The following is a 17,042-nucleotide window of genomic DNA, read 5'->3' as shown; positions in this document are numbered from 1 at the left end:
ACAGTAGCTCCAATCCTCTAAATTAATTAATGCCCGTCGTGGCCTTCGGTACTCTCATGATGAGCATTGGCATCGTCAGACGAATGTTCCTCTTCGTTATTATCATGCGCGTGCCCCTCTTCTCCCTCTTCATGGGAGTGCATATCCATCATCCCTCCACTTTGCTCCCAGGTATGATTCGCCAGGTCTGCGGAACGAAGTAACGTACCCACACCTTGCTCAGCCATAAATGCTTCAGCAGAAGCCTCGTCCTTGAAGCTGACAATTCCATAAGCCATCGGAGTACGAATGGAAGCATCGTAAACATAAAATGCTTGGTCGAACTCGATCCATGCCTTATCGTTGTAGTCGCGTACAAAGTCCATGCCAATATCGTCCGTACCATGTTGATTTTTCCACTCATTCATGCAGCCGATATCGTCAAACTTCAAGCTCTTGCCGTCCTTGGTAACAATTTGAGTAGCATAGGCATCATCCTTCACCTGCATATTGCAAATGACGCAAATATCCACATCTTCGTTGATAGGCTGGGCCGCATAGGTTTTCGCGCCGCAGCCCGCAAGCACAACCAGCACTAGCATCAAAGCCGTAATTAACATTCCTTGTTTCATGATTTTCTTCCTCCTGAATAAATGATGGTTAATATGGATGTCAGCAATAGGATCGAGGCGATAATGGCCATAAAGGCCGTCTCCGAAATATACTCCCGTTCTGTCAGCGTGCCGGATGCGGACAACGGCATATTGGGCGATACCCGTGGAGCAAGATCCGTCGTCCAGCTATTCCGTTCCCCCTCATACATACCGCTTAAGAAGTTAATACCCGGCGACTGGAAGAACAACTGATAAGCAGCATCGCTCGATACAAGCTGGGCATAGAACGGGTTCATAGCATACTTGATTTCACTGACCCCATCCCCATTCAAGTCCAGTACCTGCGCAGAATCCCAATAGTTGAGTTCTATCTGGTTGCCCCCGCTATCTCGGGCTTCCGCCTCGATTACATTAGCTACAAAGTCGTTATGATGAATGAGATTATTCTCAGCATCAATAAATTGAATGCCCACAAAATTACGGTAAATCGAGTTGTTCATCAGTTCATTTCCACTGGACATTTCCAGATAAATGCCTACCCGGTTACCATCCACGATGTTCTTCTCCACCACGGAAGACTGTACATCGTAAAGCAGAATGCCCTGCGAATTTACGTTGGCGCTCTGCTTGGTGAAAGAGTTTTCAGCCACCCTTACGTTCGTAACCCCCATCACCATAGCCCCGGTCATGTTGTATTCCCCGGAATTGCCTACAATTTGAGTACCGTCAATATACATACAATGAATGCCGTAACGGGAGCCTGCGATTCTATTATTTATAATGTTCAGGTTCATGCTGTTCTCCAGATAAATACCGTCTCTCATTCTGAGTATCCGGTTGCCCTCAAGCTGGTTCTCGTGAGAATCGTACAAATCGATGCCGTTCCCCTTCTCCCCCATGCGGGTTGCTCCTTGCTGCCCGCTATCCCAAGCAATTACATTATTCATCAGTATTCCACGATCCGCAGCACGCAGGACGATACCGAAGCCGCGGGTTGTTATGCGCAAGTCTTGCAGCAGGAAGTCATCTGCTTGCACGGTAACCGCTGCCAATTCTTCCCCGCCTTGCTGCTGTGCAATACGAAGTCCACGTACGGCAACTCCTTCGGCAGATATGGTGATAGCAGAGGCAGTCTGTTCATTAACCAGCGCTGCCTTTGAACCGTCTATTGTGATTGGCTTATCAATCCGGACGGGCCCGGCATATTTCTGTTCCTCCAGTATGATAAGTTCCCCCGGCTTAGCCTGGTCAACCAATTCCTGTAGGGAAGGGAGGGACTCCAGTTCGTTCTCTTCACCAAAGACGGATGCGGCAGGCCACATCAGATTCAAACCGATACCGCCCAATAGAAGCAGGGCAGATAATATGGAGAAGCTCCATTTACGTAATCCCTTCAAGATCAGAAACACCCCCATATCATCATAAGCAATAACTTTTATCGCTTAATATAGCCCATCCGAGTGATATAACGAGGAAAACTTACTATTTGTATGTCGTTTTTGTGACATCGCGATATTAGGATCGCACCAGGAGGAGTTTACCAGCTTACTTTGGTGTAGTATAATTATTTGTAATTATTACGAATAAAATTCAATTAATTTAAGGAGTCTGCTATGCAACCTATCTATACCCCCAAGCTCCTTCCGGCCAAAGCCATTCGGCACCGCCGGTTCGGCTCGACAGACCCCGTACCGGGCAGTAAGCCCACTGCGAAGGAACAAATGCCCGATTTGCAAAACCAACAGGAGGATTATCTGTTCGCTATTGATCAAGTTGGCATCAGCCGGGTGCGCCACCCTGTCCAGATTGAGTCCGACCTGATGCCTTCGTCTCAAACCAGCATTGCGACAATTGCGCTGACGACAAGCTTGCCGCAGGAGTCCAAGGGGATTAACATGAGCCGATTAACTGAGCAACTGGAGTTGTACCGCCAGCAAGGAGGGTCTACCCGGCTCCGGGATCTGTGCGGCTTCACCCGTGAGCTGGCGGAGCGAATGGAGCAGAACAATGCGGAGATCACGCTGACCTTCCCATGGTTCTATGAGCGTTCGGCTCCGGCTACAGGACAAAGCGGCCTCAATCATGCCGATGTCACCATCAAGATTGGCTATGAGAAAGGCTTGGCTTATACCGCCGAGCTTGGCCTTCAGGTGGCTGTTACAACCTTATGTCCTTGCTCCAAGGAAATCAGCGAGTACAGTGCCCATAATCAACGAGGCATCGTCTCGGTGATGGCCGTCGTCGATCCGCTGACCTTGCAGGCAGCAGATTGGAAGGTGCGGCTGCTGGAGGCAGCGGAATCCAACGCCAGCAGTGCGTTGCATCCGGTTCTTAAGCGGCCGGACGAGAAGAGAGTCACGGAGCAAGCGTATGAAAATCCCCGCTTTGTGGAGGACATGGTCCGGCTTGTAGCCGCGGATATGTATGAGATGGAAGACGTCCAAGCCTTCACCGTGGAATGCCGCAATGAGGAATCGATTCATATGCATGATGCGTGTGCTCGAATCGCTTATGACAAGAGGGTACTCCATAGCTGAAGTGAGGATATCCCATGGCTAAAATTTCGAAGGAGTACCTTCAGCTACTATTGAAAACAGAGCCATATTAGTAAAAAAACAAGAAGCTCAGCGGTCTATCTCTGCTGAGCTTCTTGGTTTTTGGCATGCCACCCTGCCTTTGTAAATAAATTGTGACAGGCGGAAGCCTCGGTTGTTGGTTCGTTGGTTGGTTCGTTGGTTGGTTCGTTGGTTGATTGGTTGGTTGTGCGAATCATTATGCTCGCACGGTCTTTCCACAGATTAGCGGGAAATTCTCCATCTAATTATTCCATTTCTATTGAAATTTACAATTTAGATGGAAATCCTCCCGTTAATCCAGGCATATTCATAGAAAACGGATGATTTCCGGTATATTATAGGGAGAAATTCCCTATAAATTAGATAAATCCTCTGTTTTCCTGCAAATAAGGGGACTTTTTCCCGCTAATCCGGTCTACGAAGTCACTTTCAATAGAAGTGTGGTAAACAATCAGAGCCTACCACCGGTATGAGCTTACACTCGCTGTTTCCACTTCATACCGTTTCTCCGGTTCTTCGAACCTGCCGCTATCCGTTCACCGCACTTCTAAAACTGCGGCAACGGGTCGTTAAGCTCACGCCAATTGCCTTGCATTTCTGCATCCGTCAGCAAGGCCTCATCCAGACTGCGAGTAATCCGCTCGCGATCCAGGCCCACACCGATGAAGACAAGCTTGGTAATTCGGTCTCCCCAGACCTCATCCCAGTCCGGCGTCTTGGGATATTCACTACCGAAGTAAGCGAGTCGTTCTTCTTCCGATAGCGCCGCTACCCATAACCCGGCTGAAGAAAGCTGGCGGGATACCCCCGCCTGACTGAAGGAGAGCGCCAGGTTGTTGCGCGTGGCAATCCACATCAGTCCTTTGGAGCGCACCACTTCTTTTGGCCATTTGGCCATCCATTGCAGCAGCCGCTCAGGGTGGAAGGGAACCTTCCTCGCATACACAAACGAATTGATCCCATATTCCTCAGTCTCCGGCGTGTGGTGCTCCTGTTGCAGCTCCTGTATCCAACCCGCCGATGTGCTGGCTGCCTCGAAATCGAACAAATGCGTATTCAGAATGTCCTTCGGATCCACCTTGCCATGGGTAGTGCGAATCATTTTGGCTCTCGGCTGCAAGCTTCGCAAGGCCTGCTCCAACTGGTCCAGTTCAGCTTCGCTCACCATATCACATTTGTTGATAATCAAGACGTCGCAAAATTCAACCTGATCAATCAGCAGGTGGACAACGCCTCGGGTATCCTCTTCCCCCGCCTGCTGGCTGCGATCCCGCAAAGTCTCCCTGGTATGATAATCCTGCCAGAAATGATAGGCATCCACGACAGTCACCATGCAGTCCAACCGGGTCAGGCTTGATAGGTCAATCCCCTGCTCTTCATCCACATATGTAAAGGTCTGAGCCACCGGCAATGGCTCTCCAATTCCCGTCGATTCGATCAAGATATAGTCAAATCGCTTCTCCCGCGCCAGGCGCTCCACCTCCTGCAGCAAATCATCCCGCAGCGTACAGCAAATGCAGCCGTTGGACATCTCGACCAGCTTCTCTTCCGTACGGCTCAAGCCTCCACCATCGCGAACCAGATCGGCATCAATGTTGACCTCACTCAGATCATTGACGATAACCGCTACTCTCAGCCCCTCCCGGTTGTTCAGCACATGGTTCAGAACGGTCGTCTTACCTGCGCCCAAATAGCCGCTCAAGACCGTCACCGGAATTTTATCCTGCTCCTTCTCCATCTCTCGAACGGGTACGTTCATGTCTGATGCAGCTCCTTTTTTGTGAATTTGTCGGGAAAAACCTCATCTTGCTGCCTTAGCCAGCCATTAACATTGACAGTTCTCCTCGCAACAGCTCAGGTCGGTTAGCAGCATCCCTTGACGGGCGTATTCTTCCAGCACCTTGGTATCCAGCCCCATTCGACTGGCAATCTCCCCAGCGACCACACCAAAGCGTTGTCTGAATTTATATATAAAGCAGAAAATTAAATGCTCATGCCGCACGCTTGGTCCAGCCACGAATAACCCCGGCGTCGCCGTCGACTCGTCGAACTCATTCAGTCGCACCGTACCGGTGTCATCCTGCTCAAACAAATCAGCGATCAGGTTCAGGCTGCCCCGAAATCCAGTGGCCAAAATGGGAGGGCTAGGGGTCCTCAGTATACGAGTGTCCCCGGAGTTCCCTTCAACATAAACCAGGTACCCGTCATGATCCTCGGCCGGTTCAATCCAGCCCACTTCGTAACCTGCCATCAGTTCCACCTGACCGTCCGGTATTTCCCGCAACCGATCCTTGGTAAAAGGTGATAACTCCATGCTGGGATCACTGCTGCCCTTTGCCGTCCAGCGAGCATTACGGTCAATGAGCGTTACCTTGCGGCCAAGCCGGGCCAAATGTATCGCCGCATCGGCGCCACTTTCATAGCCTCCGATAATCAGATGCTCCTCGCCCTCCAAATCACCCCAGGTCCGAATCAAGCTGCTATGGATGGCATACTCAGCCCCCGGGAATCCTCCTAATTCAGGATACTGGAATTCCCCCGCCGCCCAAATGACGTATTTACTCCGCATCGTTCCTGCTGAGGTCTGCAAGACAAAACCCTCGTCCGGCTGGGGCTGTATCGCCGTCACATCAACCCCGGTCTGTACCGGAAGCTGCTTATATTCGGCCACCGCCTGCAGATATTGCGCATATTGCTCACCCGAAGGATGCTCCGTCCCCAGCGTATACGCCGGGGAGGTGTTTAGGCTGACGGCATTAAGATCAAGAATGCCATACGCATTTCCTGTAAAGGAAGGCGTAATCATGCGCATTTCCTTGGGCCACATACGAAAGGATGCTCCAATGCTTCCCCGCTCCAGAATTGTATAACGGGGGACATTAAGCTCTTGCAGCAAGCACCCCAGGCCAATGCCCGCCGCACCGCCGCCTACAATGATACAATCCCAAGCTTCTTCCATGATATCTGTCCTCCTCTCATGTTCCTGCCGTCCATAATTGCGGCTTGTATTCCGTATAAGCCTCCTGCAAGTGCTGCCCGGACAGCGCACCGTCCTCGATAATGGCCTTGCGCTTGGCCTTCAACACAATTTGCTCCATGTCAGCGAAGCTGCAACCGTCCAGCAGCCCGGAAGCCGTCTCATGCACGGGCTCCGCCTGATGGAATCCGTTAAGCAGCAGGGTGAGAAACTCGCTCCGCTGAGCATCATCCGGCATCGCATAGGTCATCTTCGTATCGAAGCGCCGCCAGACAGCCTGATCCAGTTCCTCTTCCAAATTGGTGGCCGCCATAAAGATGCTATCGCCCTCGAATTCATCCAGACATTGGAGCAGCGTGTTAACCACCCTGGACATTTCCTTCACCTCATCATTGTTGTCCCGCGTTCGACCTACCGCATCGAACTCATCCAGGAACAACACGCAGGGCGTGGTCTTGGCATAATCAAATACCTTACGAAGATTGCTGCCCGTCTCTCCAAGGTGACTATGGATGATAGCATCCAGCCTCACCAGGATCAGCGGAAGACCTAATTGGGCAGCAATGTAAAAGGCCGTCAGCGTCTTTCCCGTTCCCGGCGGCCCAAACATGACGATTTTGTTCGGAATTGGCACTTCATAATGCTCGAACTTCTCCTTCATCCCTATGATGGTAATGAACTCTTCCACGATTTGGCGGTTCACCGGGGCAAATACAATTCGCCTAACCTTACGCTCACACTCCTTGGGGGTATAATAAGTCGCCACATCCGTTCCCTTGGACCGGGGTAAGCGAAAATTCGTATTTTTCTTGTTGCTCATCTATTTGCTTCTCCTTTTAGAAAGCAGGCACCATAGGAGCCTGCTTTTAATCCACTCACACTAGCTCGGCCTCGTCCAAATCAGTTACAGGCCAAAATAGACCGTCCACATCCAGTTCAACCTGTTCCAACTGATATTCAAAGTCGGGGGTGGGCAAAATCGATCGGACCTCTTCCCAGCCCTGGACACCGTTCCAGGCGTATACCCGCCACTTGCCTCGTTCCAGAGCAAATCGGGCAACCGCTATACCATGCCACTTGCGGCCTTGTGTGTCGGGTCTTTCTTCCATCAGGGTCAAGCCCGCAGCATTCCACTCATAGGTCAAACAGACAGAGGAACGCACCTCACGCGGAACCTTTACTGCTATGTAGCCCTCCAATATCCGTTCAACCCTGCGGACCGTCAATTCATCCACCTTCGAGTCTAAAATCCATTGCATGCCCTACGTTCCTCCCGTCAGCCTGGAAATGTGGTTTAATAGTAATTTTTACGATTTAACTCAGTATAATAATCTTGGCTTTTCCTTGTCAACTGTTAACTCACGATTGATGGAGCCTCTCTACCCACTTTTGTTCACTTAATCCGCTTGTTATTTGTAGTTATTACGATTAAAATGAAAGGCGAATCTTTTATATTTACTAATGAAGGAGCCTCACCTCATGTCATCGCTTCCTAACGGTCTTGCTAACGATCTGCTTACCTTCAAGACCATATTTATCAGCATCTTTCTCGAAGCTCTTCCATTTATTTTGCTGGGGGTCTTGTCCTCCTCCCTGGTGCAATTGTTTGTCTCGGAAAAGTTAATCTCGCGTCTGGTCCCCCGAAATCCTGTCCTTGGCATTCTGTTCGCCTGCTTCTTCGGCGTGTTGTTCCCGATTTGCGAATGCGGCATGGTGCCGGTCATTCGTCGCCTGATCGCCAAGGGCATGCCGGTGTATATTGCCGTTGTCTTTATTTTAAGCGGGCCGATACTCAATCCTGTCGTATTTTTCGCTACATATACCGCATTCCGTAGCCGTCCAGAGGTCCTTTACTCCCGCATGGGCTTGGCCTTTCTCGCGGCCTTGATCATCGGGCTGATCATGTATCGCTTCATCCGCTATCAGCCGCTGCGCTGGAATCTGGATTCCCTATACCAAGAGGACGAAAATCGCAGCGTGCAGCATCAGGGCTGGACGGGGAAAACCACCTCGTTGTTCATGCATATGTCGAATGAATTTTTTGAGATGAGCAAATATTTGACGCTGGGTGCCCTGATTACCGCCTTGATTCATACTTTCGTCAATACAGGACAACTGATGGCCTACGGTAACGGCCCGCTGTCCTCTCATCTGATGATGGGGGCATTTGCCTATATTCTCTCGATCTGCTCAACTTCGGATGCCTTCGTGGCCTCCTCCTTCACGGGAACCTTTGCCACGGGCTCACTGATTACCTTCCTGGTGCTTGGGCCGATGCTCGATTTCAAAGGAACCTTGATGCTATTGTCCGTGTTCAAGACCAAATTTGTGATGACGCTGGGAGCTATTATCTTAATCGTGGTACTCACGCTCAGCATCGGATGGGACCAATTGTTCCTTAGATCATTCTCGTAAAAAAGGAGGTTCGCCCTATGAACAGCAAACCACAAACTGCCACCGCAGTTCATTACAGCATCAGAACGGTCATTCTGCTAGGCATCTCCGTCTATATTGCCTACCTGGTCGAGACCAACAGCCTTCAGCTCTATATTGGCGAACGCATTCGGCCGTTAGTTAGTGCATCTGCCCTGTTCATGTATGCCTTGGCCGTCATTCAGGGCTTCCTAGCCTATCGTACCTATAGAGGGTCTGTCGTCGAGTGTGACTGCTGCAGCACACCTCCGGCCAAATCATGGCCCAGAGCCAGCCTGCTTTATGGCCTGATCGCTCTCCCGCTGTTGCTGGGCTTCCTGCTTCCCGATACCGTTCTGGGCGGTTCCTTTGCCAGCAAGAAAGGAATCATCCTTAGCGCGGTTGCTCCCGCCTATGGCGGCGGACCGGCTCAGCCGGCACAGCCCGCTCAGCCTGCGGCTATGAATGAGGATACTGCCGATTCAACCGAGTCGACAGAAGCAGCAGACGAGGAGGCTGGCTCAGTGAACAACGAGGCAACCATCACCTCCCCGCCCACCGAAGAGGAGCTCGACCAACTGTTCGTGGCCGAGGACGACTTTAGCCGCGACCTGGCTGTATTGGCCAAACGCCTATATGTCTTGCCGATGATTGAGGTCAGACCCGACATTTATATGGAGGTACTCTCTGCCATTGTTTCCTTCAAACAGGCCTTTATGGGCAAGGAGATTGAAATTAACGGGTTCGTTTATCGGGAATCGGGGCTTACAGATAATCAATTCGTCATCGGCCGCATCGCCGTGCAATGCTGTACGGCTGATGCTACGCCCTATGGGGTGTTAGCGGAATACGAAGGCGCACCCGAGCTCAAGGACGATACTTGGGTGAAGCTGAAGGGCACGATCGGAGAAACGGAATATAACGGCAATGTCATCATCAAAATCGATGTCTCCGAGTCCAGTGTCATTGAAGCCCCGGACAATCCATATATATATCCTAACTTTGATTTTCTGAATGCTCCGATAGATTGATAGATTAGCAGGTAAGGAGGGAGTTAAGAGATGAAGACCCCGGTCATTATTCTCAGCGGCTTTCTGGGCAGTGGCAAAACCACGCTGCTCCTGGAGCTGATTAAGCAAACTTACAGCAGGCAGCTTAAGCCGGCCATTCTGATGAACGAGTTGGGCAAGGCGGATGTGGATGGCCGCATTCTGGCGGAAGCGACGAAGGATGTGCCGCTGGAGAAGCTATTTGACGGATGTATTTGCTGTAGCAAAAAAAGTGAAATTACCGGTTCGCTGGAAGGATTGCTGGCTCTCGCTCCCGATGTAATTATCGTAGAACTCACGGGGGTGGCTAACCCGGAGGAGGTTGTGGATGCCATGGCTGAACCTGAACTTCTGGATAAGGTAAGCCTTCATCGGATCGTGACGGTCATTGATGGCGAGAATGCGCTCGATTACAACAGCATCTTTGCCTCCGACAAGCAGCTTGTTCACACGCTGCGGCGGCAAATGAGCGTAGCCGATCTGATCCTGCTCAACAAAACCGACCTGATCTCTCCTGCTCAGCTAACCAAGGTGACGCAAATTATTCGCAAGCATAATAATGCGGCTTCCATTTACAATACAGTGCAAGCAAAAATCGAGGGGGATCTCATACTGAATGGGCTGCTCCCGCTCCAGCTTTCGGCAAGGTCTACCAGCCGACTTAAAGTCGTATCGGCGGCACACCAGCACCAGCATCATCATAGCACCCCAGGTGCCGCTCATAGGCACGAGAAAGAACAGGATTATCAGGATAACGCCTCCTTCTCCCGTATTCAAAGCATTTATCTCCCGGTCATCCACCCTACGCCCTTTTCGTTAAGGGAATTGGGGAAATTCCTCAAGGCCCAAGGGAGTCAAGTCCTTCGGGCCAAGGGATACCTCCCGATAAGTGGCTCAGGAGATGCCACGCTGATCCAGTATGCCGGCAAGCAGCTCCGCTATGAGTCCAGCACCTACCGGGGGCCCCATTATCTGGTGGTCATCGGCTACGAGCTGGATGAGCAGAAGCTGCTGGCCCAGTGGACAGCATTGAAAGGCTAATGATCCACGACGGACCCATCTTCATGCAGCCGGGTCAGTAAAGGTCTGCGAGAATACGGATATTTCTCAGCCACCCGGTCTACCAGTTCAATGCCGATGCCCGGCTTAACGGGCAGTTCCATATAGCCATCCTGGCAACCAAAGGTTTCTTTAACCATATCCTTCTTACGCACTCCCTTCTCTACACCGGTGGAGCCAAACTTCTCGGATAAGGCAGGCTGGTCGTCGCCCGGATATTCCAGAATGGCAAAGTTCGGAATGCTGGCCGCAATTTGCAGGCAAGCCGCCGTCGACACGGGGCTCAAGGGATTATGCGGAACGACCTTGACCCCGTACGCCTCGGCAATCGCCGAAATCTTCTTCGTCCCCGTAATGCCTCCGCAGGTACATACGCATGGCCGAATATAAGCCGCAGCGTCCTTGCGAATCAATTGGGCAAATTCTTCTGGAGAATTAAGACGCTCTCCCGTAGCAATCGGTACATTGATATGCTTGGCAATCAGTTCGGTAGAATCCAGATTGTCTGGCGTCGTCGGGTCCTCAATGAAATAAGGAAGGTATTTCTCAATGCCTTTGGCAAAAGCGATGGCTTCGGTTGGCTTCAACTGTCGGTGCAGCTCCAGGCATAAATCTACATCATAGCCCACCGCCTCACGATAGGCTCCTACTCGTTCAATCGCATGTCCGATACGCTGCGCGTAGGTCTCACTCAATGGCTCCGTCCGAGGCTGATCCAGAAATGGCGACAAGTGTCCCGCCGCAGTAAACCCCTGGTTCTTCGCGGCGACAAGGTTCTCAATCATTTCCTCCGTCGTTCTCCCGCCTACATGATAATACACGCGCGCCTTATCTCGCACTTTACCGCCAAGCAGATTATATACCGGAGTGCCGTAATATTTGCCAGCAATGTCCCATAAAGCCACGTCAATGGCACTGATCGCTCCCATGATTGCCGCTCCGCGAAAATGCCAGCAACGATACATGTATTGCCAGTGGTGCTCAATTCGCAGCGGGTCCTGACCGATTAAATACGATTTGAAGGTCTCCACCGCTTCACGCGAAGCATCAAGAAATCCCCAGGCTCCGGATTCTCCCAACCCGGTCAGTCCTTCATCCGTGTGAACCTGTACAAATAAATACCGATTAACCGGCAAAATATCGATGTCCGTTATCTTCATATAACCTCCACCTCATCATAACGTGGTGGCACCGGACGATTCGTATAGCGCAGCACTTCATCTGCATCCCCGGGGAACGGAGTAAATTCGAGTTCTTCCTTATTGCGGAGAAAAGCGATGGCATAAGCCACGTTAGCGGCAATTCCATACTGCAATGCATCTTCATCCATATCAAACTGGGGATGATGCACCCCGGCCACAATCCCCTTTTCCTCATTACGCACGCCGACATTGGCAGCTACGCCGGGATAATAAGCCGTCAGGGTCGCAAAGCTTTCGGTGCCGAGGCTGCGTTTTTTGACCGTTACGTAATCCTCCCCAAGTGCTGCACTCACCGCATCCCTGGCAATTTCATAGCATTGCTCCTGAGTGACTACCGGCAGACTGGGACCGGAGAAGACCTGGAACTCTACCTCGCAGCCATAAATCTCCGCCGTCTTGGTAATTACCTTGCGCAGCTCTTCCCGGTAAATGCGACCTGTCTCCCCATTGAAGAAACGTACGGTGCCAGCAAATTCCAACGATTCCGGTATTACGTTCCGCCGTGTTCCCCCTTGCACCATCCCCAAGCTGACGGTCAACGGCTCCGTTGGATCGATATATCGCATGCGCAGCTCCTTAATCCCAGTTGCAATCGCCACAAAGCAATCAATAGGATTGTTGGCGCGGTCAGGCCGTGAGGCATGACCGCCCTTGCCGGTCAGCTTGATCTCGAAGTTAAGATTCCCTCCACAGTTCGGACCCGGAGCCAGACTGATCAGCCCCTTGTTCAGGAAAGGATCAATATGCAGCGCCCAGCAACCGTCAATGCGGATATTCTGCTGCTGGATATGCTTCATTACATAATAAATATTGTTGCCGCCCTCTTCCCCTCGTTCAAAGAGCAAAATAACCCGGCCTTCAAGCTGATCTCTGTGCTTCAGCAGAATTCTTCCGGTAGCCAGCAGCATCGCGGTATGGGAATCATGACCGCACATATGGGCTACACCATCCACCTGACTGACACAGGTCTTTGGACCAAGCAAATTGTTGGGCGACTCCTGCATTAGCAAAGCGTCACAGTCCGCTCGCAGCAGAATCGTTTTCCCGGGAACCTTGCCTTCAATAATTCCTAAAACGCCTCCATCCGGGATATTCTCATAGGGAATTCCCGCCTTGGTGAGCTCACTGATAATCAGCTTAACGGTATTGAATTCCTTGGATGTCGGTTCTGGATAGGTGTGTAGGTGTCGTCTGATTCCCACCGTATAATCGAGCAACGCCGCGCTCTCTTGCAATACATTGACCATCTGTTTCTTCCTCCTTAGGGTTGTTTCATCTATGAATTCAAGGGATAATGGCAGGCCACCCCATGTCCATCTCTCACTTGCTCAAACTGCGGCGCCTCCCGGCGACAACGTTCCGATGCCAAGGGACAACGTGGGTGGAAGCTACAACCGACAGGCAGATCAGCCGGATTGGGCAAATCTCCTTGCAGAATAATCCGTTCTTTTTTCCTGCGGGGATCGGCAATAGGCACAGCGGAGAGCAGCGCCTGGGTATAGGGATGCCGAGGACTCGCAAACAGTTCATCCCTTGTGGCAAGCTCAACGATTTTCCCCAAATACATAACCGCAATCCGCTCGCTGATGTATTTCACCGACCCCAAGCCATGGGCGATGAAAATATAGGTGAGCTGGTACTCCTGCTGCAATTTTTTAAGCAGATTCAAAATTTGCGATTGCACGGATACGTCGAGTGCCGAGACTGGCTCATCACACACGATCAACTTCGGTTTCATAGCGAGTGCCCGCGCGATCCCCAGACGCTGACGCTGTCCACCGCTGAATTCATGAGGGTATTTGTTCAAATGCTGAGCTCCAAGGCCTACCACCTCCAGAAGCTCTGCCACAAGCCGCTCGGTCTCCGCGCCCGTAGACAGACGATGCACACGCAGCGGCTCCGCGATAATGTCCTTCACTTTCAGCCGGGGATTCAAGGAACTGTAGGGGTCCTGGAAAATAATTTGTAATTCGCGGCGGACCCTTCGCACCTCTTCCTCATTCATCGCCGTCAAATTTTGATTTTGGAACCAGATCTCTCCTGCGGTAGGCTCCAACAGTTGCAGGATCAACTGCCCGGTTGTAGATTTTCCGCAGCCGGATTCCCCAACTATGCCAAGCGTCTCCCCTTCCTTCACATAGAAATCCAGACCATCGACCGCTTTAATCACGGTGTGCTGACGGGAGAACAACCCTTGCTTCCGGGTATAGTGTTTCTTCAGTCCCTTTACTTCCAGCAACCGTTGTGGACGTACGGACTGTTCGCTCATAACCGTTCCTCCTTACACGCATGGTGACAACGCACGCGGTGCTGGTCCCGCCGTTCCTCCAATAGCGGCCTTACCGTGGCGCACAGCCCATCCGCATAAGGGCAACGGGGAGCAAACAAGCAGCCTGGCGGCTTATCCAGCAAATTGGGCACCGTTCCGGGGATCGAGTATAGCTCATCCTGCAGTCCCTCGATGCTGGGCAGCGACTTCAGCAGCCCTTGAGTGTATGGATGCAATGGCTGCTCGAACAACGCCTCCACCGAAGCTTCCTCAACAATCTCCCCCGCGTACATGACCGCCACTCTGTCCGCCATTTCCGCCACGACCCCCAAGTCGTGGGTAATTAAAATGACGCCGGTATCCAGCGTCTTGCTCAACCTGGCGATCAGCTCAAGTATTTGCGCCTGAATAGTCACATCAAGGGCAGTAGTGGGTTCATCCGCTATCAGTAGCTTGGGGCTGCACGACAGGGCAATGGCAATCATCACCCGCTGCCGCATGCCGCCGGATAGCTGATGGGGGAAATAATCCACGACCTTGTCCGCATGGGCAATCCCGACAAGCTCAAGCATTTCAACGCTCTTGGCTCGCGCCTGCTTGCGGTTCAGCCGGAGATGGCGGCGCACCGATTCACCAATTTGGTTGCCAATCGTAAATACCGGATTAAGCGAGGTCATGGGCTCTTGGAAGATCATCGAGATTTCCTGGCCCCGCACCCGCCGCATTTCCTTCCTGGACAGATGCAGCAGATTACGCCCCTCTAGCAGCACCTTCCCCCCGGTGACCCGGCCCGGCTCGGCAATGAGACCTAGAATGGATAACGAAGTGATGCTCTTGCCGCAACCCGATTCCCCCACCAATGCAAGTGTTTCTCCCTTGGACACATGAAGGGAAATGCCGTTAACTGCTGGAATAATCCCTTCTTCGGTGACAAATTCCGTCTGTAGCTCGCGTACCTCCAACAATGTTGCTTCTGACATGTAACCCCTCCGTTTCTCCCCGGTCTATTTAAGCTTGGGGTCCAAGGTGTCTCGCAACCAGTCCCCGAGAAAAATAATCGCCAGCACAGTAATCGTGATTGCAATCCCCGGGAAAGTGGCAACCCACCAGCTTGTGGCCAAATATTGCCTGCCCTCGCTCAGCATACCTCCCCAGGATACGTCAGGCGGTTGAATGCCCAGCCCCATGAAGCTTAATGAAGCCTCCGAAATAATGACCCCCGCTACGTTCAAGGTGGAGATGACGATAAAGGACGAGAAGACGTTCGGCAAAATATGAACGAACAGAATACGCAGGTTCCTTGCTCCCACTGCGCGCGAGGACCTGACATAATCGCGTTCGCGGATGCTTAGCACCTCACTGCGCACCATACGGGCATACGACACCCAGCCAGTAATACCGATCACAAAGATCAGCGTGCCAAGCCCCGGCCCAAGAATAGACATAATCAGCAGCATGAACAGAATGGTAGGGATGGCCAGGAACGCATCCACCACCCGCATAATCAAGTGATCAATCCAGCCTCCATAGAACCCGGAGAGCAGTCCTAGCACCAGGCCAATCAAGCCGGAAAGGGCCACGGAGCATAACCCCACTATCAGCGATACGCGAGAGCCATAGACCAGCCGGCTTAAGAGATCGCGGCCCAGATTATCCGTGCCCAGCGGATACATAGCCGTTCCCTCTGACATCCACATCGGTGGCAGCAGCTTGACAGAGACATTCGTCTTGCCCGGACTATGGGGAGCAATCCAGGGGGCGAACAAGGCTACGCCAACGATGAGTAGTAATAAAACAGCGCCAATCAAGCCGGTTTTGCTCCTCACCAGCTTGCGTAGGCCACGCTTTAGTCGCTCCTGCTTCCTGGGGGAAGCCTGAGGGGCCACTGCTAAAGCAGCCGGGCTGCTGGTTTCTGCACTTACAGACATGTATTTTTCACCTCAACGATATTTGATACGGGGATCAAGCAATCCATAGACGATGTCAGAGGCCAGGTTGACGAAAATAACCATTAAGGCAATCACGAACACCGCGGCCTGCACAATCGCCATATCATGCGTATAGACAGCCTGCACGAGCAGTTGTCCCATTCCGGGCCATGCGAATACGGTCTCGGTAACCAGAGCTCCACTCACCAAATTGGTCAGTTGTAGCGCAGTAATGGTAACCACCGGAATCAAGGCATTTCGCAGCGCATGTTTGTTGATGACTACCGTCTCCCATAGCCCCTTGCTTCTAGCTGTACGAATATAATCCTGGCCTAGTATCTCCAGCATGCTGGAGCGGATCAACCTCATCATCTCCACGGATACTCCCGTACCGAGCGTAATCGCAGGTAACACCAGATGCTGTAACGTGCCCCGGCCGGAGACGGGAAGCATTCCTAACGACACCGAGAACAGCAGGATCAGCATAATTCCTACCCAGAAATTAGGCATCGCTTTGCCAAGCACCGAGATGCTGGACAGGATGAGGTCGAGCAATGAATTGCGCTTGACGGCAGACAGAATACCCAGGGGAACAGCAAGGACAACGGCAATCAGCATGGCGGCCCCAGCCAGTTCGAAGCTTGCCGGCAGCCTCTCCAGCACAATGGGCAAGGCAGACTCGTTATAACGGAAGGAAGTGCCAAAGTCACCCGACAGTAAATTCTTCATATATAATCCGTACTGTATATACAGTGGCTGATCCAGGCCAAGTGCCGCCGTCAATATTTCCCGTTCCTCCGGAGTAGCCGTATCGGGAAGCATCAGATTGACAGGATCGCCAGTAACATGAACCAGAATGAATACGATCAGCGAGATGATAAACAGTACGGGCACAATTTGCAGGACAGTTCGGTAAATATACTTGCCCAAGAGCAGTCCCTCCATATTGAGCAGCAACCGAATCGGCCACTGGGGAC

The 17,042-nt window shown here is 51.9% G+C and carries 16 protein-coding genes; 4 read left to right on the top strand and 12 right to left on the bottom strand.

The window, feature by feature from the left end; translation table 11 throughout:
* Positions 1-26 precede the first annotated feature (26 nt).
* On the bottom strand, positions 27-611 hold the full coding sequence (locus BN3279_RS04945) for a nitrous oxide reductase accessory protein NosL (RefSeq protein WP_059049520.1): 585 nt from the start codon (positions 609-611) through the stop codon (positions 27-29).
* Positions 608-1,990: a right-handed parallel beta-helix repeat-containing protein gene (locus tag BN3279_RS04940; RefSeq protein ID WP_059049519.1), complete on the bottom strand. Its 1,383-nt coding sequence runs from the start codon at positions 1,988-1,990 to the stop codon at positions 608-610. Before BN3279_RS04940 ends, BN3279_RS04945 begins: the two co-directional genes overlap by 4 nt.
* Before the next feature lie 216 nt (positions 1,991-2,206).
* Between BN3279_RS04940 and folE2 the strand changes: the two genes are divergently transcribed.
* Positions 2,207-3,130: a GTP cyclohydrolase FolE2 gene (gene folE2, locus BN3279_RS04935; RefSeq protein ID WP_059049518.1), complete on the top strand. Its 924-nt coding sequence runs from the start codon at positions 2,207-2,209 to the stop codon at positions 3,128-3,130.
* Between the two features lie 586 nt (positions 3,131-3,716).
* Here folE2 and BN3279_RS04930 read toward each other — a convergent pair.
* The 4 genes from BN3279_RS04930 to BN3279_RS04915 all read right to left on the bottom strand — a co-directional run bounded on the left by BN3279_RS04930 (position 3,717) and on the right by BN3279_RS04915 (position 7,405).
* Entirely contained in the window at positions 3,717-4,928 is a 1,212-nt protein-coding gene (locus BN3279_RS04930) for a GTP-binding protein (RefSeq protein ID WP_082672941.1), read from the bottom strand.
* Positions 4,929-4,994: 66 nt separating this feature from the next.
* On the bottom strand, positions 4,995-6,128 hold the full coding sequence (locus tag BN3279_RS04925) for an NAD(P)/FAD-dependent oxidoreductase (protein WP_059049517.1): 1,134 nt from the start codon (positions 6,126-6,128) through the stop codon (positions 4,995-4,997).
* 16 nt (positions 6,129-6,144) lie between these two features.
* Positions 6,145-6,966 (bottom strand): AAA family ATPase, encoded by an 822-nt coding sequence (locus BN3279_RS04920; RefSeq protein ID WP_059049516.1) that lies wholly within the window; start codon positions 6,964-6,966, stop codon positions 6,145-6,147.
* A 55-nt stretch (positions 6,967-7,021) separates the two neighbouring features.
* Complete coding sequence (locus BN3279_RS04915; RefSeq protein WP_059049515.1) at positions 7,022-7,405, bottom strand: DUF3024 domain-containing protein; 384 nt, start codon at positions 7,403-7,405, stop codon at positions 7,022-7,024.
* 220 nt (positions 7,406-7,625) lie between these two features.
* Between BN3279_RS04915 and BN3279_RS04910 the strand changes: the two genes are divergently transcribed.
* The 3 genes from BN3279_RS04910 to BN3279_RS04900 are packed head-to-tail and all read left to right on the top strand — an operon-like array spanning position 7,626 to position 10,648.
* A complete protein-coding gene (locus BN3279_RS04910; protein ID WP_059049514.1) occupies positions 7,626-8,561 on the top strand; it encodes a permease in 936 nt (311 codons plus the stop codon).
* A gap of 17 nt (positions 8,562-8,578) precedes the next feature.
* Complete coding sequence (locus BN3279_RS04905) at positions 8,579-9,589, top strand: TIGR03943 family putative permease subunit (RefSeq protein WP_059049513.1); 1,011 nt, start codon at positions 8,579-8,581, stop codon at positions 9,587-9,589.
* Between the two features lie 30 nt (positions 9,590-9,619).
* Complete coding sequence (locus BN3279_RS04900) at positions 9,620-10,648, top strand: CobW family GTP-binding protein (protein WP_059049512.1); 1,029 nt, start codon at positions 9,620-9,622, stop codon at positions 10,646-10,648.
* On the opposite strand, the gene BN3279_RS04895 is transcribed toward BN3279_RS04900, so the two are convergent.
* From BN3279_RS04895 to BN3279_RS04870, 6 genes are read right to left on the bottom strand one after another with little or no spacing between them, the layout of a single operon-like run.
* Complete coding sequence (locus BN3279_RS04895) at positions 10,645-11,826, bottom strand: mandelate racemase/muconate lactonizing enzyme family protein (RefSeq protein ID WP_059049511.1); 1,182 nt, start codon at positions 11,824-11,826, stop codon at positions 10,645-10,647. The genes BN3279_RS04900 and BN3279_RS04895 overlap by 4 nt on opposite strands.
* Positions 11,823-13,115, bottom strand: a complete 1,293-nt coding sequence (locus BN3279_RS04890) for a M20 metallopeptidase family protein (protein WP_059049510.1) — start codon at positions 13,113-13,115, stop codon at positions 11,823-11,825. Before BN3279_RS04890 ends, BN3279_RS04895 begins: the two co-directional genes overlap by 4 nt.
* A 29-nt stretch (positions 13,116-13,144) precedes the next feature.
* Complete coding sequence (locus BN3279_RS04885; protein ID WP_059049509.1) at positions 13,145-14,137, bottom strand: ABC transporter ATP-binding protein; 993 nt, start codon at positions 14,135-14,137, stop codon at positions 13,145-13,147.
* Entirely contained in the window at positions 14,134-15,117 is a 984-nt protein-coding gene (locus BN3279_RS04880) for an ABC transporter ATP-binding protein (RefSeq protein ID WP_059049508.1), read from the bottom strand. The genes BN3279_RS04885 and BN3279_RS04880 overlap by 4 nt, the downstream gene beginning before the upstream one ends.
* Positions 15,118-15,141: 24 nt before the next feature.
* Positions 15,142-16,065 (bottom strand): ABC transporter permease, encoded by a 924-nt coding sequence (locus BN3279_RS04875; protein WP_059049507.1) that lies wholly within the window; start codon positions 16,063-16,065, stop codon positions 15,142-15,144.
* A 12-nt stretch (positions 16,066-16,077) separates the two neighbouring features.
* Entirely contained in the window at positions 16,078-16,995 is a 918-nt protein-coding gene (locus BN3279_RS04870; RefSeq protein ID WP_089153429.1) for an ABC transporter permease, read from the bottom strand.
* Positions 16,996-17,042 lie beyond the last annotated feature (47 nt).

This window comes from Paenibacillus senegalimassiliensis, assembly GCF_001486585.1.
Taxonomy (GTDB): domain Bacteria; phylum Bacillota; class Bacilli; order Paenibacillales; family Paenibacillaceae; genus Fontibacillus; species Fontibacillus senegalimassiliensis.
Note: the sequence above shows the minus strand (reverse complement) of the source record. Positions and strands in the feature narration are given on the sequence as shown.